We start from the raw sequence: 16,445 nt of genomic DNA on the forward strand, positions 1-16,445 counted from the left end.
GCCGCCCAGGGCTTTTGCAGCTTCGCTTCAGCCCGTATCCTCTGAGGCCGCACTCTTCTATCGGAGCACCCCATGAGCAAGACCGTGATCCACAGCGACAACGCCCCAGCCGCCATCGGCACCTATTCTCAGGCGATCAAAGCGGGCAACACTGTCTACATGTCCGGCCAGATCCCATTGGATCCGAAAACCATGGAACTGGTCGAAGGTTTCGAGGCGCAGACCGTGCAAGTCTTCGAGAACCTCAAGGCGGTAGCCGAAGCGGCCGGCGGATCGCTGAAGGACATCGTCAAGCTGAATATCTTTCTTACCGACCTCGGCAACTTCGCCACCGTCAACGAAGTCATGAGCCGTTACTTCCAGCAGCCCTACCCCGCTCGTGCCGCTATCGGCATCGCCGCGCTACCGAAGGCGGCACAGGTCGAGATGGACGCCATTCTGGTGCTTGAGTAACGAACGGCTATCCAGCCTAGCCTTCGGCCGGTTGCAAGGAGCGCGACTGATGGCGCTATCCGGCCGTCTGGCACCACGCTTGCTGCTCGCCTCTACTGGCCTGCTCGCCGCTTGCGCCCTGTACCTGGCTGAACCGAGGTTCTTGCAGGCTTTTCGGAATAACCTTTTCGATCAGTATCAACGCTGGCAGCCGCGTCCAGCGCCCGAGAACTCCAAGGTGCTGGTGCTCGATATCGACGAGGACAGCCTTACGCGCCTTGGCCAATGGCCCTGGCCCCGAAACCTGATGGCGCAATTGCAGACTCGTCTGCACGATGCCGGCGCAGCGGTAGCTGTGTATGACGTGCTTTTCGCAGAACCGGATCGCAGCTCACCGGCCCAGCTGGCCAAGCAGCTGCCCATCGAGCTGGCAACTCAGCTCAATCAGTTGCCCGACCACGATCAGCAATTCGCCGCATCCCTCTCACTTCGGCCCAGCGTGCTAGGGTTTGCGGCAACACGGGCACCCACCCAGGCAACCCCAACCCATCGCTTCGCCGTGAAGCTCAATGCCGACGCCGGCATGCCCGGATTCCCGGCCTATGCCGGAGCCATCACGGCGCTACCGGAATTAGAGGCCGCCGCGGCTGGCAGTGGCGCCATGACCTTCCAGCCCGATGGGGATGGCGTTGTGCGGCGCGTACCGCTGATGATTCGGGCAGGCGATCACCTGCTGCCCTCGTTGTCGGCAGAGGCATTACGCGTCTATCTGAAACACCACATTTACCGGGTCGACGCCGACGAGCGCGGCGCCATCACGCACATCGATATCGGCAGCACCCGCCTCCCGACCAATCGCAGCGGCGAGCTCTGGGTGCACTACCGGGCCGACATGAGCGCTCAGAGCATTCCTGCGTGGCAGCTGTTTCAGGAGCAGCCGGACGCCAGGTTGCAGGGAGCAGTGGTGTTGATCGGCAGCTCGGCGCAAGGCCTGCAGGACCTGCGTTTCAGCCCGCTAGGCGGCATGATCCCCGGGGTCCATATACATGCCCAGGCAATTGAGCAGTCGCTGTTCGGCGCGCCCTTGCAACGGCCACATTGGGCGAGCCCGATCGAGGCACTGACGCTTCTGCTAGCCGCACTCCTGCTCTGTGGCGTCACGCTGACCACGGGTGCGCTGACAGGGGCCCTGGTATCGGCAGGCATGCTGGTTGCGCTGAACCTCGCCGCCTGGTGGGCCTATTCGCGCCATGGTTTGCTGCTCGATGCACTTAGCCCATCCATCGGCCTCGTGCTGACCTATCTAGGCGCCAGCGTTGCCCGGCACCGGGCCAGCGAAAGACAACAGCGCTGGGTGCGTGACGCCTTCTCGCGCTACATTTCACCCAATCTGGTAGAGCATCTGGTCAGTCACCCCGATCAGCTGCAGCTCAGCGGCGAACGTCGGCATTGCAGCTTCGTGTTCACCGATCTCACGGGCTTCACCACTCTGATGGAAGGCCAATCGCCGGAGCGGGTGGTAAGCATGCTCAACGAATATCTGGAAGGCATCATCCAGATCGCGTTTCGTCACGAAGGAACCCTGGAGCGCATTATCGGCGACGGCATGGCCATTCTGTTTTCAGCGCCAGTGGTTCTGCATGATCACCAGCGCCGCGCCCTCGCCTGCGCACTCGAAATTCGCCAGTTCACCCGTCAGCACGCGGTTGCCCAGCAAACCAGCGGGATAGCTCTGGGCGTGACTCGCATCGGTGTCCACAGCGGCGACGTAGTGGTGGGCAACTTCGGCGGCGCGACGCTATTCGACTACCGCGCGCTGGGCGATGCGGTCAACGTCGCGGCACGCCTGGAAAACCTCAATCGCCATATCGGCACCGAACTCTGTGTCTCGGAGACGATTCGCGACGCCAACCCGGACGCACCCATGCGTCCTGTTGGCAATGTAGTGCTCAAAGGCCGGCAGCAGCCGATCAGGCTCTACGAGCCCTGCGACACGGAAAGAGATTTTGCCTACGAGGCAGCCTATGAACTGATGGCGGGCGGGGACGAAACAGCTCGAGAGGCTTTCGAAAGGTTGCACGCTCAACGGCCGGCCGACAACCTGGTGCGCTTTCACCTGGAACGTCTGCGCACCGGCATGGGTGGTGAGCTTATCGTGATGACTGAAAAGTGATGCTCAGCGAACACTGATCTCTACCCGACGATTACGCGGCTCGGAAACACCATCGGCCGTCTTGATCAGCAGGTTGCGCTCGCCATGGGACTCGATGCGCAAGTCGATCACCTCGATATTTCGTTGCCTGAGCAGCTCTGCCACCGCCTTTGCACGGATCAGCCCGAGCTGTTCGTTCCACCGCGCGCCACTGAGCGTATCGGTGTGGCCAATCACCGAAACCGCCGATGGTCCGCGCAGACGTATTGCCTCGAAGACATCGTCGATGGTGCGCTCCGATTCCTCCGTCAAATCAGCGCTGCCAATCTTGAAATGCAGCTGGAAGCGTTGGGGCAGCGGCGGCTGGGCGGCCAGTGCAGCGGCAAAGTCGCGGGATATACGCGCCTCGGTTACCTCGAAGGGCCCCGACCTCGTCCCGCTGGGGCCGATGTTGGTGCCTTGATTCTTACGATCCAGCCGTGTCTGCCCGTTGGCATCTTCGATCACCACGGAACCCGTGGTCCCATCCGGACTTTCCAGCAGCACTACGTAATTGCCCGTCGCGCATCCCGAGATCACAAGAGCCAGGCACAACAGCGCAAACCTTCTACAAAACTTTCGAATCACTCGCTGACCTTCACCAGAAAATGCGTGCCCCTGACGCCAATGGTGCCGGTCGGGGTCTTCAATTCGACGGCTTCCGGCCTTAGCTTGGCAATCACGCCGGAGATGAAGTTCAGCGTGCCGCGACTGATTCGGGCGCTCAACTTCAGTTCTTCACGGGCTGGTTCGAACGCGTACTCATCCAGGATGAATTCGCTGTTTGGGCCGAACGACATCACGGTGTTATCGCTCAGGGTGACGCCCATCGCGCCCTGGGCGCCAGTACGCAGCGTGGCGCCGAGAATCACGGCCTGCCCCACGCGCGCCTCGATGGTCTGACCACGGCTGGTCACTGTTGCCGGAGCTTGGACCTTCATGATGTAGCCGATCGGCTCACTTATCTCGTCGGCCAGCGACACTCCAGACATCGCCAAAAAGCCAAGGACGAGCACTGTTCGGGTGAATTTCGACGCTGCATCCTTTTTACTGACCATGATTTATGTACTCTCCATAGCTGGCCAATGGCCTGCGAGTCGACGCTACTGCAACCTAAGGTTCGGTCGCCCGATGTTCTGGCACTGCCGTCAAGTAATCGCCGCAGGATGCAGTATGACCTCAAGCAAATACAAGCTCAGCTACGAGACCTGGGCCTCGGCGCTAGTCACCCTGTTCGTGCTCTTGCCCACCGTACCGGCGCTCATGCTGGTTAATTTTGAGTGGTTCGACCTGCGCAGCTTGTTGCTTGCAGAGCTCCTGCTCATGTTTGCGGGCCTACCGGTGCTGCTGGCCTGGCTGAGCAGCATCCGCCGCTCGCTCCGCGTTCTGAACGAAGACACGCGGCGCATCCGCCAGCTCGATTTCAGCGCGTGCAACAGTTCCGGCTCGCTGATTCGCGAGCTTGACGACCTGCATCGCCAGCATGACGCCATGCGCGGTTCGCTGAGAGCCCAGAACCAGGCCCTCGAAGAAGCACAGGAGAAGCTCGCCAGCCTGGTGGAAAACGGCCTGTTGCTCTCCTCCGAGCGGGATAAGCATCGGCTGCTGCAGCACATCCTTCTGCAAGGCAAGCGCATCTCTAACGCTGACGCCGCAACGCTGTACCTGATGACCGACCATGACAGCCTGCGCTTCACGTTGCGTTCGAAGGCCGACCATTTACCAGACATCGAACTACCGCTACATGATCCGCAGACGGGTGTGCCCAACGAGCGGCACGTTTCGACCTATGTGGCGCTACGCAGGGAGACGGTCATCATCGATGACGTGTACCGCGATACGCGCTTCGATCTCTCCGGCACGCGCCGGTTCGATGAGGAGTCAGGCTACCGAACGGTATCGATGCTCTGCATACCGCTGATTGCACGCGGTGGCGAAGTGCTCGGCGTATTGCAGTTCATGAATGCGCTGGATCCGGCCAGCCGCGAAGTCACCAGTTTCTCCAGGCAAAGTCTGAGATTTGTCGAGGCGCTGGCCTCGCAGTCGGCGGTGGCACTGGAAAACCACAACCTGATCGACTCACAGACCGCCCTGATCGATTCCATGATCGAGATCCTCGCCGGTGCGATCGATGCCAAGAGCGCCTACACCGGCGGACACTGCGCCCGCGTTCCCGAGCTCGCCATGATGCTGGCTGAGAAGGCGTGCGAAGCCGATGAAGGCCCCCTGGCGGACTTCAGATTCGAAACCGATGACCAGTGGCGGGAGTTTCGCATCGGCGCCTGGCTTCATGATTGCGGCAAGATCACGACCCCAGAACACATCGTCGATAAGGCCACCAAGCTGGAGACCGTCTACAACCGTATCCACGAGATCCGCATGCGCTTCGAAGTGCTGCTGCGTGATGCCATGATCGAACGGCTGGAAGCGCTGGCTACGGGCGAGTCACCAGAAGCGGTCGAGGCACGCTACACCGAAACGGCAGCACGCCTGACAGAGGAGTTCGATTTCGTCGCCGAGTGCAATATTGGCAGTGAGCAAATGGCACCGGAGCGCATCGGACGGCTCCAGCGGATCGCCGAGCAAGGCTGGACCCGCCATTTCGATGATCGCCTCGGCATCTCTCACGAGGAAGCGGCTCGCCTGGAGGCTTTCCCAACCGTCGCATTGCCGGCGTTCGAGAGACTGCTGGCGGACAAAGCCGAACACCTCATGCCGCATACTGCGACCAAGGCGCTGGACCCGAAATACGGCTTCAAGATGAGCGTGCCCGAGCACCAGTTCAACTTCGGCGAACTCTATAACCTGAGCATCAACCGCGGCACGCTGACAGCCGAGGAGCGTTTCAAGGTCAACGAGCACATCGTCCAGACCATCGTGATGCTTGAGAACCTGCCATTCCCAAAAGAACCTGCAGCGGGTGCCGGAATACGCCGGCACGCATCACGAAACGCTTCTGGGGACCGGCTACCCAAGAAAGCTGGGGCCCGAGCAGCTATCCATTCCGGCGCGGATCATGGCCATCGCCGAACATCTTCGAAGCGCTGACCGCCTGCGATCGCCCCTACAAGGAGGCCAAGCCGCTGAGCGAGTCGCTGCGGATTCTGGCGCGCCTGCGCGACCGCGGTCACATCGATGCGGATCTCTTCCGGCTCTTCCTGACGTGCGGCCTGCACAGCGCCTATGGCGAACGCCACCTTCGGCCCGAGCAACTGGACCAGGTGGACGTCGCTTCGCTTCTACAGCCGCAAGTTACGTCAGCAGAGTAGCCAGAGCGCCCGAGTTCAGATCGCGACCCGACCGTCCCACAACTCTTTGTCGTCGAGCTGAAGGGTATCGACATAACGCGGCAAACCGCTGATCTCTTCCAGCTCGGTCATACCGGCGAGCTGGCTGACGATGCGATAGCGCTTGCCGGCGGTTTTGTCTTGTAGCGGATAAAGCACAGCGATCTGCTGGGCCAACTCGGTCAGGGTCGACATGGTGCGGGGACTGCTCTGGGTGTGTGAAAAACCAGGCTATTTACTACGAATCGCTGCCGATTGCGCGACACAGCCGACGCCTAGCAGCCCACTCATCGGAACGGCTTGTTCAACTCCGCAACCAGTGAATCGTAACGGCGCTCAGCATTGGCTTTAGCCAGGCATGCGGCGGTGAAAATCCGACCGCTTCGGACAATTTTTGTCGGTAAACCAGCCGTGCGGTAATTAATTGCCAATCATCGGGCAACTTTCGCCTCACCCGTTGTCTCGTTCATGGGCGTGCACCAAACCAACCATAAGCGCGCCGCATCAGAGCCTGACGTGAGGTCCCTTTCCAATGCTGACACTTTCCATCAACGGCGCCGACCTCGAGGCCGACGTTCCCGAAGACATGCCCCTGCTATGGGTCCTGCGCGACGTACTGGGCCTGACGGGTAGCAAGTACGGGTGCGGTATCGCCCAGTGCGGCGCCTGCACCGTTCACCTCGACGGCCAGGCAGCACGCTCGTGCGTGTTGCCGGTGGGTGAGGTGAAGGATCGCAAGGTCGTGACCATCGAAAGCATCGGCAACACCGATCTCGGCCAGCAGGTGCAACAGGCATGGTTGGAGGACGAGGTGGTGCAGTGCGGTTACTGCCAGTGTGGGCAGATCATGTCGGCCGTTGCGCTGCTGGAGAAGAACCCCCAGCCGGACGACAAGGCCATCGACCAGGGCATGGCCGGTAATCTGTGCCGCTGCTGCACCTATACCCGCATTCGCAGCGCCATCAAGCGCGTCGCTCAAGCATGAGGAAGCGCAAGATGGCCAACCGGGAAACGACCCTGCAATCCCCTTCGCGCCGCACCCTCCTGAAAATCAGCAGCCTGGCATTGGGTGGCCTGGTAATCGGCTTTTCGCTCCCATTTGCCGGGCGCAGCTTTGCCGAGCAGATTCTCAATGAGGGGCCTGAAGATCAGCCCATGTCCAACGCCACGGCGCTGGATGCCTTTATCAGCATCGACCGCGACGGCCAGGTGACCTTTACCGTACCGAAGATCGAAATGGGCCAGGGTGCGCAGAGCGGCCTGGCCGTGATGGTGGCCGAAGAGCTGGAGATCGAACTCGACCAGATCACCCTGAAGGAAGCACCGCCTAACGAGCAGATCTACAACGACAAGCTGCTCAATTTCCAGGCCACGGGCGGTTCGACCTCGATCCGCAGCAACTGGGAACCGTTGCGCCAGGCCGGCGCGGCGGCGCGGCTGCTGCTAATCCAAGCTGCTGCACAACGCTGGCAGGTTGGCGCCGACACCCTTCGCGCCGAGAAGGGCCGCGTGCTGGGCGGCACGAATGGTCAGAGTTTCGGTTATGGCGAACTGGTCGAAGACGCCTCCAAACTGCCAGTGCCAGAGGATATTCCACTCAAGCCCGCCGAGCAGTTCCGCCTGATAGGCAAGCCCACCCGCCGACTGGACACGCCAGCCAAGGTCAACGGTACTGCCCGCTTCACCATCGACCTGGTCGTTCCCGGCATGAAGTACGCCTCTGCCCGCGCCTGCCCAGTACTAGGCGGCACGGTACGCAACGTCGACGAGCGCGCCGCCCGGGCCGTTCCGGGGGTGATCGAGATCATCCGTCTGGAAAATGCCGTGGCGGTGATCGGTGAGCACACCTGGGCAGCTTTCGCCGGCGTGCGTGCGCTGGGCATCGAATGGGACCTCGGCGACAACGCCGGCATCGATTCCGCGCAGATGGAGCGCGACATCAAGGACGCGCTGGACAAGACCGGGGCCATCGCCAATGAACAAGGCGACATCGATAAGGCGCTCAAGGATGCGGCCAAGACATTCGAAGCCGAATACCAGATGCCCTTCCTTGCCCATGCCGCGCTGGAACCCATGACCTGCGTTGCCCAAGTACGCTCCGACGCAGTTGAACTGTGGGTCGGCACCCAGGTGCCGGTAAGGGCGCAGACGGCAGCCGCTGAAGCCTCGGGACGCCCCGCCGAGCAGGTCATCGTCAACAACCAGCTCATCGGTGGCGCCTTCGGCCGTCGCCTGGAGGTGGACTTCATCAGCCAGGCCGTAGCGATTGCAGCCAAGGTGGACTACCCGATCAAGCTGACCTGGACGCGAGAAGAAGACACCACCCACGACATGTATCGCCCACATTACATCGACCGCTTCTCCGCTGCGCTGGATGCCGAAGGCCGCTTGCAAGGCTGGCGTCATACCATTGCCGGCGCTTCGGTCCTTGCGCGCTTTGCGCCTGCTGCGGTACCCGAGAACGGCCTGGATGGCGATGCCGTGGAAGTGGCCATGCATCCGATCTACGCCATGCCCAACTTGCGAGTGAATTACGTGCCGGTGCCGCCCAAGGCGCTGCATCAGTCCTGGTGGCGCGGCGTCGGGCCGTTACGCAGCACCTATATGTTGGAAAGCTTCATCGATGAAGTTGCACGCAGCGTAGAGCAGGACCCAGTCGAGTACCGCATGGCGCTGCTCGGTAGCCATCCACGTGCTCAGGCGGTGTTACGCCTTGCAGCCGAGAAATCGGGATGGGGCGAATCGCTGGAAGCCGGCCACGGCCGAGGCGTCGCTGTGCAGGAAGTGTTCGGCAGCTTTCTCGCCACGGTGGTCGAGTTGCAGGTGACCGAGGACAAAGGCATCAAGCTCAAGCGCCTGGTCGTCGCGATCGATTGCGGCCAGGTGATGAACCCGGTGTCGGTCAAATCGCAGATCGAGGGCGGCACGCTGTTCGGGCTGTCCGCAGCGCTGTTCAACGAGATCACCGTCAGCCAGGGTCGCGTCGAGCAGACCAACTTCCATGATTACCGCCAGCTGCGGATCAGCGATGCGCCACCGGTGGAGACCTACATCGTAGAGAGCCGCGAAGCACCCGGAGGCGTCGGCGAGGCCGGCACCGCGATGATCGCGCCCGCACTGGTCAATGCCCTGGCCACTGCCAGCGGCACCCGTATCCGCCGCCTGCCGCTGGCTCGCGCCGGCTATTACGTGATTTGAGGAACCCGGCATGAAGATTCGATTATTACACCGCAGCCTGCTGGGTGCTGCGCTCGCCGTCTGCGCTGGTGCAGCCTTAGCGCAGCCGGCGGACCAAGCGCTGCTCGAACGCGGCCAATACCTGACGCAGGCGGCCGACTGCCTGGCCTGCCACGTCACCGACGGTGGCAAGCCCTACGCTGGCGGTCTACCGGTGAAAATGCCGTTCGGCACCCTGTATTCGACCAATATCACCCCGGACAAGGAGACCGGGATCGGTAATTGGAGCGACGATGACTTCGTAGAAGCCATGCAGCAGGGCGTTAGCCCGGACGGGAAACACTATTACCCGGCGTTTCCGTACACGTCCTACACCTTGATGCCACGCGAGGACATTCTGGCGATCAAGGCCTACCTGTTCAGCCTGGAGCCGGTAAACCAGCCGAACAAGGAAAACGACATCGGCTTTCCGTTCAACCAGCGCTGGGGCATCGCGCTCTGGAACATGCTGTTCCTTGACGATGAACGCTTCGAGCCGGACCCGGAGCAATCCGAGCAATGGAACCGCGGCGCCTATCTGGTAGAAGGCCCGGGTCACTGCGGCGAGTGCCACACGCCGCGCAACTTCATGCAAGCGAAGAAGGCTTCCGAGGCCCTCGGCGGTGCAACCATCCAGGGTTGGGCGGCCTGGAACATCACTGGCGATGAACAAAGTGGCATCGGCGGATGGCCGGACGAAGCGCTCGCCAGCTACATGGCGACCGGCGTCGCGCCGGGTTATGGCGTGGCCGGTGGCCCCATGGCTGAGGTAGTCAATCATAGCCTGCGGCATCTGACGCCAGAGGACATCCAGGCGATAGTGGTCTATCTCAAATCTGTGCCGGCTCAGCCAGCTGAGGTCAAGCGACCCGATGACAAAGCGCTGGCGAACGAGCCGCCGTCAGAGAGTCGTCATCCGCTGGGACAAAAGCTGTTCGCCGATGCCTGCGCCAGCTGCCACCACTGGGACGGTAGCGGGCGGCAAAGTGACTACGCCTCCTTGCGTGGATTACGCACGGTCAACGATCCGAACGCGCTTAATCTGGTACAGGTCATTCTCAATGGCGACGCCCTGCACGGCCCGAACGGCCATCATTTGATGCCGGCGTTCAACCGCCACTTCAATGATCGGGAAGTCTCGGCCTTGAGCAACTTCATGCTGAGCCACTTCGGGTCCCAGGCGGGCGAGCTGACGCCAGAAACCATTGCCGAGAGGCGGAAGGAAGGACACTGACCCCAAAATAGTTAGACGCAGCCACCTAGCCAGCGATACCCATCGGGCATGAACAGGCGCCCGATGGGTATCGCCTCGCTGACGCCCAAGCCCCAGGAGCGCCCAGATGCAAGACCAGCCCCGCAAGTGATGTAACCCCAAGACACCGCCGTTCCGCTTAGTTCCGTAGCAGAATGGTCATTCGTCGCAAACCCGCCCGCCATTCGTCGCATGGCCACTTGCATGATGGCACTTGCCGTATTCTCGCCGGCTATCGGAGTCAGAGAATCCGATTCGCAGTCCGGCATATAAATCGCATCCAACACGCCCGTACTGTGCTGCGCCATGCGATTGGCGCCGCGGGGATCCCCCGCGAACAACTGTGGTCCGCCTCGCTGGCGGTTGTTTGTCGAAACATCGGGCTTCCCGATTGGATGTGAAATGAAAACACCACGTCTGCTACAAGGTCGCCGCGGCCCTGTGCTCTCCGTTGTCCTGTTGCTGCTGATCGTTGCTAGCGTAGCGTTCTGGCAGTTACGCCCGACCGCCCCATCCACGCCGGCTACCGGTGCTGCTGCCAGCATGCTCGAGGCATTGCAGGAATCAACCGAACCCTGGAAAGCCAATCGACGCGATCTCTCCGTGCTGATGGCCGATCTGCGCGGCGCGACCATTGCCAGTGCGGCGCTGGATAAGGACGCCGTCTACATCAGCCTGCAAGACGGCCTGCACTATTGGGTGCCGGATCAATCGGGTCGCGTCGCGCAACTGATGCTCGACCACTACGCCAGCAGCGAGGGCCAGCTGTTCCCGCTGACACTGTTCGAAACCGACGGCGAAGCGCCCTGGTACAAAGCTGTGGTGCCCTATGCCCCCTTCATCCTGCTACTGCTCGGCGCGCTGACCTATCTTGCGATCAAGAGCCAAGCGTTTCAGGTACAGCGCAAGGGTAGTGGCATCAGCTTTGCCGATGTGGTGGGCGCTGGCGAGGCCAAGCAGGCCTTGAGCGACGTCACTGCCTATCTTCGCGACCCCGCAGCCTACGCCGCGCTGGGCGCCCGCCCGCCTAAAGGCGTGTTGCTGACCGGCGAGCCCGGCACCGGCAAGACCCAACTGGCCAAGGCGCTGGCGACCGAATCCAACGCCAGCTTCATTCAGGTGACCGGCAGCGACTTCTCGTCAATGTACTTCGGCGTCGGCATCCAGAAGGTCAAAGCGCTGTTCCGCACTGCGCGCAAGCAGGCACCCTGCATCATCTTCATCGACGAGATCGACGGCATCGGCAAGCGCGCCGAGCAGCAGCGCTCCAGCGACGCCGAGAGCAACCGCATCATCAACCAGTTCCTCGCCGAGATGGACGGCTTTGACGGCGCCAGCGGCGTGCTGGTGCTGGGTGCGACCAACTTCCCCAATTCGCTTGACCCTGCTCTGGTACGTGAAGGCCGCTTCGACCGCTCCATTGCCGTCGGGCTGCCAGGGCTGAGCGACCGGGAAGCGCTGTTCCGCCTCTACGCGGCCAAGATCCGCGCCGAGCAGGATCTGGACTTCCCACAGCTGGCGCGTAATACCGTTGGCCTCACACCCGCCGCTATCGCCTATATCGTCAACCATGCCGCCTTGCTGGCCGCACGTGGCGAAGCTAAATCAGTGACCATGGCGCATTTCGTCGACGCAGTGGAAACCTGCCGCATCGGCGAGCAGCCATCCGGCGTCACGCCCATGTCACCCACCGATCGCAAGCGTATCGCCGTGCATGAGGCCGGCCACGCACTTGTCGCCGCCGCGCTGAAAGTTGGTCGGGTGGAGAAGGTGACCATACTGCCGCGCGGTCAGGCCCTTGGGGTCACGCTGGTAACTCCGGTGGAGGACAAGCGCCTGCACATGGAATCGGAGCTGCGCAACCGCATCCAGATGCTCCTGGCTGGCCGCGGCGCAGAACAGCTGTATTTCCATGAGGTGTCCTCCGGTGCCGGCCAGGACCTTCAGGAAGCCTCGAAGATCGCGCTGTCGATGGTTGGCGCGCTGGGCATGGGGCCGAACGGCTCGCTGCTCAGCCTGCAAGCGGTACGCGACGCGCACATCGAGTTCGATTCTGGCGAGTCGATTCGTGCTGCTGATACGCTACTCAAGCAACTCGACCGCGAGTGCATGGCCTTGCTCCAACGGCTAAAACCAGCGCTGGACCAGATCGCCGACAAGCTGCTGGCTGAGGAAACCGTGCCAGGTGAAGAGGTGCTGGCAGCCATAGAACGGCTACCGGAGCATCATCATGAGGCGAGCGTCAGCTCGATCATCGGCCACGCCATGAGCAGCATCGATCGCGTTGCTGCCAGCGCCATGGAGAATGCACCCTACCTCGATCTCGCGCCGATCGAGCAACCCGAGGACGATGGTCCGGGCATGCTCTGATAACTTGCCGGGACGGAAAAAAGAAGCCCATGCGATATGCATCGCATGGGCTTCTTGGTTTTCGTATGCCAAGCGGCTGAACAACCTGTTTACGGCAAAACCACCAGATGGTTCGGCAGCTCGTTGCGCTCATGAGTCGCCGGCACGTGTTGTTTGAGCAGCGAACCGCAGGTTTCGATGCAGGTCAGGAAACCCTCAAGCACCTGGCCGTTGCGCACGTCTTCGGTAAAGGTGTCGACAATCGATTGCCAGACGCTGTCATCGATGCGGCTGGAGATTCCCTGGTCCACGAGAATTTCCACATAGCGCTCGGCTTCAGAGACAAAGATCAGCATGCCCGTTCCGCCAACGGTGTGATGCAGGTTCAGCTCGATGAACTGGCGCCGCGCCAGATTGCAGGCGCGCCAATGGCGAACCGAGCGGGGGATCAGCCGGCTGGTCAGACTCGGAATACGGAAGACTACCGCCAGCACGACGAAGGTCAACCATTGCACCAGCAACAGTTGCCAGGCTGCCAGCCATCCCGTGAAGAACAGCAGCGCGCCAGGAAGGATAAGCGCTAGCAGGCTCGCCCAGAGCAACGGGATGTAGCGGTAGTCATCGGCCTGTGCGGCCAGCACGGTTACCAGTTCGGCATCGGTATCACGCTCGATGCGATCGATCGCCTCGGATACCTGTTTCAGCTCGCTTTCGGACAGTAAGGTCATTGCGTATTCATCTTCGATGGGTGCTCTCGTTTAGCCGAATTGATCGGCTGGTCATTCGAAACTGGCGACGTCCAGATCATCACCAGCCACCCGAAGCACCGCCGCCGCCAAAGCCGCCACCGCCGCCGCCGAACCCACCGCCACCAAAGCCGCCTCCGCCGCCCCGGCCCATGCCACCGAGCAATGCGCCCAGCAACAAGGCGCGTCCGGCACCCCGACCACCACCGCGGCCGCCCCGGCCACCGCCAATCACGAAGATCGCGACCAGCATCAGGAAGAAGCCGAGAATCCCCAGCCCACCGGGCTCCTGTGCGCCCATGGGCATGGCCGGCTGCATACCTGCGGTACGCAGGGGATCGCCGCCCAGCACCTGAATCATTGCGGCAGTGCCCTCGGTGATACCGCGGGTGAAGTCACCCTCACGGAATGCGGGGGTGATGATGCGGTTGATGATGACCGAGGATTGCGCATCGGTCAGTCGACCTTCCAGACCATAGCCGACTTCTATTCGAACTCGGCGGTCATCGCGAGCGACGATCAGAAGCGCGCCAGTGTCTTCGTCCTTTTGACCGATCCCCCACTTGCGGCCGAGATCCACGCCATATTCTTCAATACTCCGACCCTGAAGATCGGGCACGGTTACGACCACCACCTGCTCGCCACTCGCTTGCTCATGGGCAGCAAGCATGCTGGTGAGGCGCGCTTCGGCCTGGGTGTCCAGTAGCTCGGCCTGGTCAACCACCCTGCCGGTCAGTGCAGGTAGCTCGACCTCCTGTGCACCAGCACCACTTGCCCAGATGAGCAGCGCGAGGATCAGCGTAAGCGGACGCGTCATTGAAACTGCACTTGCGGCGCCTGGTCAGCGTTCTCGGCCGTGGCCTCGAAGTTCTCGCGGATCGGCATGTCGCTATACATCAGGCTGTGCCAGATACGACCGGGGAAGGTGCGAATTTCAGTGTTGTAGCGCTCGACTGCGGCAATGAAATCCCGGCGGGCCACGGCGATGCGGTTCTCCGTGCCTTCGAGCTGCGATTGCAAGGCAAGAAAGTTCTGATTGGATTTCAGGTCCGGGTAACGCTCGGACACCGCCATCAAACGGCTCAAGGCGCCGGTCAGCTGGTTCTGCGCTTGCTGGAATTGCTGCAGTTTCTGCGGATCATCGAGATCGTCCGCGCTGAGCTGAATCGAGGTGGCGCGTGAACGAGCTTCGATGACCGCCGTCAGCGTCTCCTGCTCCTGGCGGGCAAAACCTTTGACCGTCTCGACCAGGTTGGGAATGAGATCGGCGCGACGCTGGTACTGGTTCTCCACCTGCGACCAGGCCGACTTCACCTGCTCATCGTATTGAGGAATGTTGTTGATGCCGCAACCTGCCAGCAGCCAGGACATGAACAGGACAACCGTCAGTTGCCAGGTGAATCGATAACGCTGCGTCTGCATGATTCGCTCGTCCGCCAATATGTGAGTACATCCATAGGGATGGCCGAACGGCGAGAGAGTTCAGCTTATGCGTACGAGCCGGCCCGTTTCGAGCGACGGCTGAGGTGATATGACTGCGTCCTTGCACATGATCGCCAGCAAGCTGGCTCCTACATCAAGAGCGCTCCCGACTACCAGGGTCCAAGGTCCAGGGTCGGCTTGCTGGCGAAGGCTCAAAACGGGATCTACAGGTTTAAGTGCAGGCCGGAGGTTTTTCGTGGGAGCCAGCTTGCTGGCGATCAGCCGGAGCCGCATCGCTGGAACGATTCAGATCACACCGGATTGCCGCAAGGACAAAATCTTGTCGAAACTCAACCCCAACACGTTCTGCAGGACCGCTTCGCTGTGCTCGCCAAGCAGCGGAGGCGCTTTGCGGTATTCGACTGGCGTCCCGGAAAGACGGATCGGGCTGGCGACCTGCGGCACGGTCCCGGAGAGCGGATGTGACATGTCCACCCTCAGTCCACGCGCTTGTACCTGCGGATCGGCAAATACTTGAGCCAGATCGTTGATCGGCCCGCAGGGCACCCCAGCCTGCTCCAGGAGCGTGACCCACTCAGCCGTGGTACGGAATACCGTGACCTGACGGATCATCGGAACCAGTTCCTTGCGATGGGCGACACGCGCCTTGTTGCTGGCGAAACGTGGATCACTTGCCCACTCCGGATGCCCGGCAGCCTCGGCGAATTTACGGAACTGCCCGTCGTTGCCGATGGTTAGGATGATGTCTCCGTCAGCAGTGGGGAAATCCTGATAGGGCACGATATTCGGGTGAGCATTGCCCATTCGCTTGGGCGCGACGCCCGTGGTCAGGTAGTTCATCGCCTGATTCGCCAGACAGGCCACCTGCACGTCCAGCAGCGCCAGCTCGACATGCTGCCCTACGCCTGTCTGCTCGCGACTGTTGAGCGCAGCGAGTACGCCGACGGTGGCGTAAAGCCCGGTCAGGATATCAGTCAGCGCGACGCCGACCTTGACCGGCCCGGCGCCCTCTTCCTCCTCGGCGCGTCCGGTCAGGCTCATCAACCCGCCGAGGCCCTGGATCATGAAGTCGTAACCGGCACGATTCGCGTAGGGGCCGTCGCTGCCGAAACCGGTGATCGAACAGTAGATCAACTTGGGATTGATGGCTTTCAGGCTTTCATAGTCCAGCCCGTAAGCCGCCAGCCCGCCTACCTTGAAGTTCTCCAGCAGCACATCGCAGTGTTCCACCAGTTCGCGAATGATCCGCTGGCCTTCTGGCTGGGTGAAATCCAGAGTCAGCGACTGCTTGTTGCGGTTGGCTGACAGGTAATACGCCGCTTCCGATGTGTCTGCGCCCAGGTCGTCCTTCAGATACGGCGGCCCCCAGTGACGGGTGTCGTCGCCGGTGCGCGGACGCTCGACCTTGATCACATCAGCGCCCAGGTCGCCGAGTATCTGCCCGGCCCAGGGGCCGGCGAGCACGCGCGACAGGTCGAGGACGCGGATATGAGAAAGGGCGCCAGGCATGGGGTGAAGCCTCGAGATTC

The 16,445-nt window shown here is 61.6% G+C and carries 15 protein-coding genes; 8 read left to right on the forward strand and 7 right to left on the reverse strand.

Annotation, left to right across the window (positions count from 1 at the left end; all coding sequences use genetic code 11):
- The first annotated feature begins 72 nt into the window (after window positions 1-72).
- A complete protein-coding gene (locus EA797_RS16565) occupies window positions 73-453 on the forward strand; it encodes a RidA family protein (RefSeq protein WP_122167183.1) in 381 nt (126 codons plus the stop codon).
- A 49-nt stretch (window positions 454-502) separates the two neighbouring features.
- Window positions 503-2,605: a CHASE2 domain-containing protein gene (locus tag EA797_RS16570; protein WP_122167185.1), complete on the forward strand. Its 2,103-nt coding sequence runs from the start codon at window positions 503-505 to the stop codon at window positions 2,603-2,605.
- 3 nt (window positions 2,606-2,608) lie between these two features.
- Here EA797_RS16570 and EA797_RS16575 read toward each other — a convergent pair whose 3' ends face one another.
- Both EA797_RS16575 and EA797_RS16580 read right to left on the reverse strand, forming a co-directional pair.
- On the reverse strand, window positions 2,609-3,178 hold the full coding sequence (locus EA797_RS16575; RefSeq protein ID WP_244214143.1) for an OmpA family protein: 570 nt from the start codon (window positions 3,176-3,178) through the stop codon (window positions 2,609-2,611).
- Between the two features lie 29 nt (window positions 3,179-3,207).
- Window positions 3,208-3,681, reverse strand: coding sequence for a FecR family protein (locus EA797_RS16580; RefSeq protein WP_122167187.1), 474 nt, complete (start codon window positions 3,679-3,681; stop codon window positions 3,208-3,210).
- Window positions 3,682-3,796: 115 nt separating this feature from the next.
- Here EA797_RS16580 and EA797_RS16585 point away from each other — a divergent pair, with 115 nt between their 5' ends.
- Window positions 3,797-5,671 (forward strand): HD domain-containing phosphohydrolase, encoded by a 1,875-nt coding sequence (locus tag EA797_RS16585; protein ID WP_208644465.1) that lies wholly within the window; start codon window positions 3,797-3,799, stop codon window positions 5,669-5,671.
- Window positions 5,580-5,984: a hypothetical protein gene (locus EA797_RS22140; RefSeq protein ID WP_256046631.1), complete on the forward strand. Its 405-nt coding sequence runs from the start codon at window positions 5,580-5,582 to the stop codon at window positions 5,982-5,984. Before EA797_RS16585 ends, EA797_RS22140 begins: the two co-directional genes overlap by 92 nt.
- Here EA797_RS22140 and EA797_RS16590 read toward each other — a convergent pair.
- Window positions 5,908-6,105 (reverse strand): hypothetical protein, encoded by a 198-nt coding sequence (locus EA797_RS16590; RefSeq protein ID WP_122167189.1) that lies wholly within the window; start codon window positions 6,103-6,105, stop codon window positions 5,908-5,910. The two genes, EA797_RS22140 and EA797_RS16590, sit on opposite strands and share 77 nt — an antisense overlap.
- A gap of 337 nt (window positions 6,106-6,442) precedes the next feature.
- Between EA797_RS16590 and EA797_RS16595 the strand changes: the two genes are divergently transcribed.
- The 4 genes from EA797_RS16595 (at window position 6,443) to EA797_RS16615 (ending at window position 12,748) form a co-directional block, all read left to right on the forward strand.
- Window positions 6,443-6,895: a (2Fe-2S)-binding protein gene (locus tag EA797_RS16595; protein WP_122167191.1), complete on the forward strand. Its 453-nt coding sequence runs from the start codon at window positions 6,443-6,445 to the stop codon at window positions 6,893-6,895.
- Between the two features lie 11 nt (window positions 6,896-6,906).
- The gene (locus EA797_RS16600; protein ID WP_122167193.1) at window positions 6,907-9,108 is read left to right on the forward strand and encodes a xanthine dehydrogenase family protein molybdopterin-binding subunit; all 2,202 of its coding nucleotides are present in this window, start codon (window positions 6,907-6,909) and stop codon (window positions 9,106-9,108) included.
- A 10-nt stretch (window positions 9,109-9,118) separates the two neighbouring features.
- Entirely contained in the window at window positions 9,119-10,360 is a 1,242-nt protein-coding gene (locus EA797_RS16605; protein WP_122167195.1) for a c-type cytochrome, read from the forward strand.
- Between the two features lie 420 nt (window positions 10,361-10,780).
- Window positions 10,781-12,748, forward strand: coding sequence for an AAA family ATPase (locus EA797_RS16615; RefSeq protein WP_122167199.1), 1,968 nt, complete (start codon window positions 10,781-10,783; stop codon window positions 12,746-12,748).
- Window positions 12,749-12,837: 89 nt separating this feature from the next.
- On the opposite strand, the gene EA797_RS16620 is transcribed toward EA797_RS16615, so the two are convergent.
- From EA797_RS16620 to EA797_RS16635, 4 genes are all read right to left on the reverse strand, one after another.
- Window positions 12,838-13,455 carry a TPM domain-containing protein gene (locus tag EA797_RS16620; protein WP_122167200.1) on the reverse strand — a complete coding sequence of 206 codons (618 nt, stop codon included), beginning with the start codon at window positions 13,453-13,455 and terminating at the stop codon, window positions 12,838-12,840.
- 79 nt (window positions 13,456-13,534) lie between these two features.
- Window positions 13,535-14,290, reverse strand: a complete 756-nt coding sequence (locus EA797_RS16625) for a TPM domain-containing protein (protein WP_122167202.1) — start codon at window positions 14,288-14,290, stop codon at window positions 13,535-13,537.
- Window positions 14,287-14,895: a LemA family protein gene (locus EA797_RS16630; protein ID WP_122167204.1), complete on the reverse strand. Its 609-nt coding sequence runs from the start codon at window positions 14,893-14,895 to the stop codon at window positions 14,287-14,289. The genes EA797_RS16625 and EA797_RS16630 overlap by 4 nt, the downstream gene beginning before the upstream one ends.
- A 306-nt stretch (window positions 14,896-15,201) precedes the next feature.
- Window positions 15,202-16,425 carry a CaiB/BaiF CoA transferase family protein gene (locus EA797_RS16635; RefSeq protein WP_122167206.1) on the reverse strand — a complete coding sequence of 408 codons (1,224 nt, stop codon included), beginning with the start codon at window positions 16,423-16,425 and terminating at the stop codon, window positions 15,202-15,204.
- Between the last annotated feature and the right edge of the window lie 20 nt (window positions 16,426-16,445).

Source organism: Stutzerimonas zhaodongensis, assembly GCF_003696365.1.
GTDB classification, from domain to species: Bacteria; Pseudomonadota; Gammaproteobacteria; order Pseudomonadales; family Pseudomonadaceae; genus Stutzerimonas; species Stutzerimonas zhaodongensis.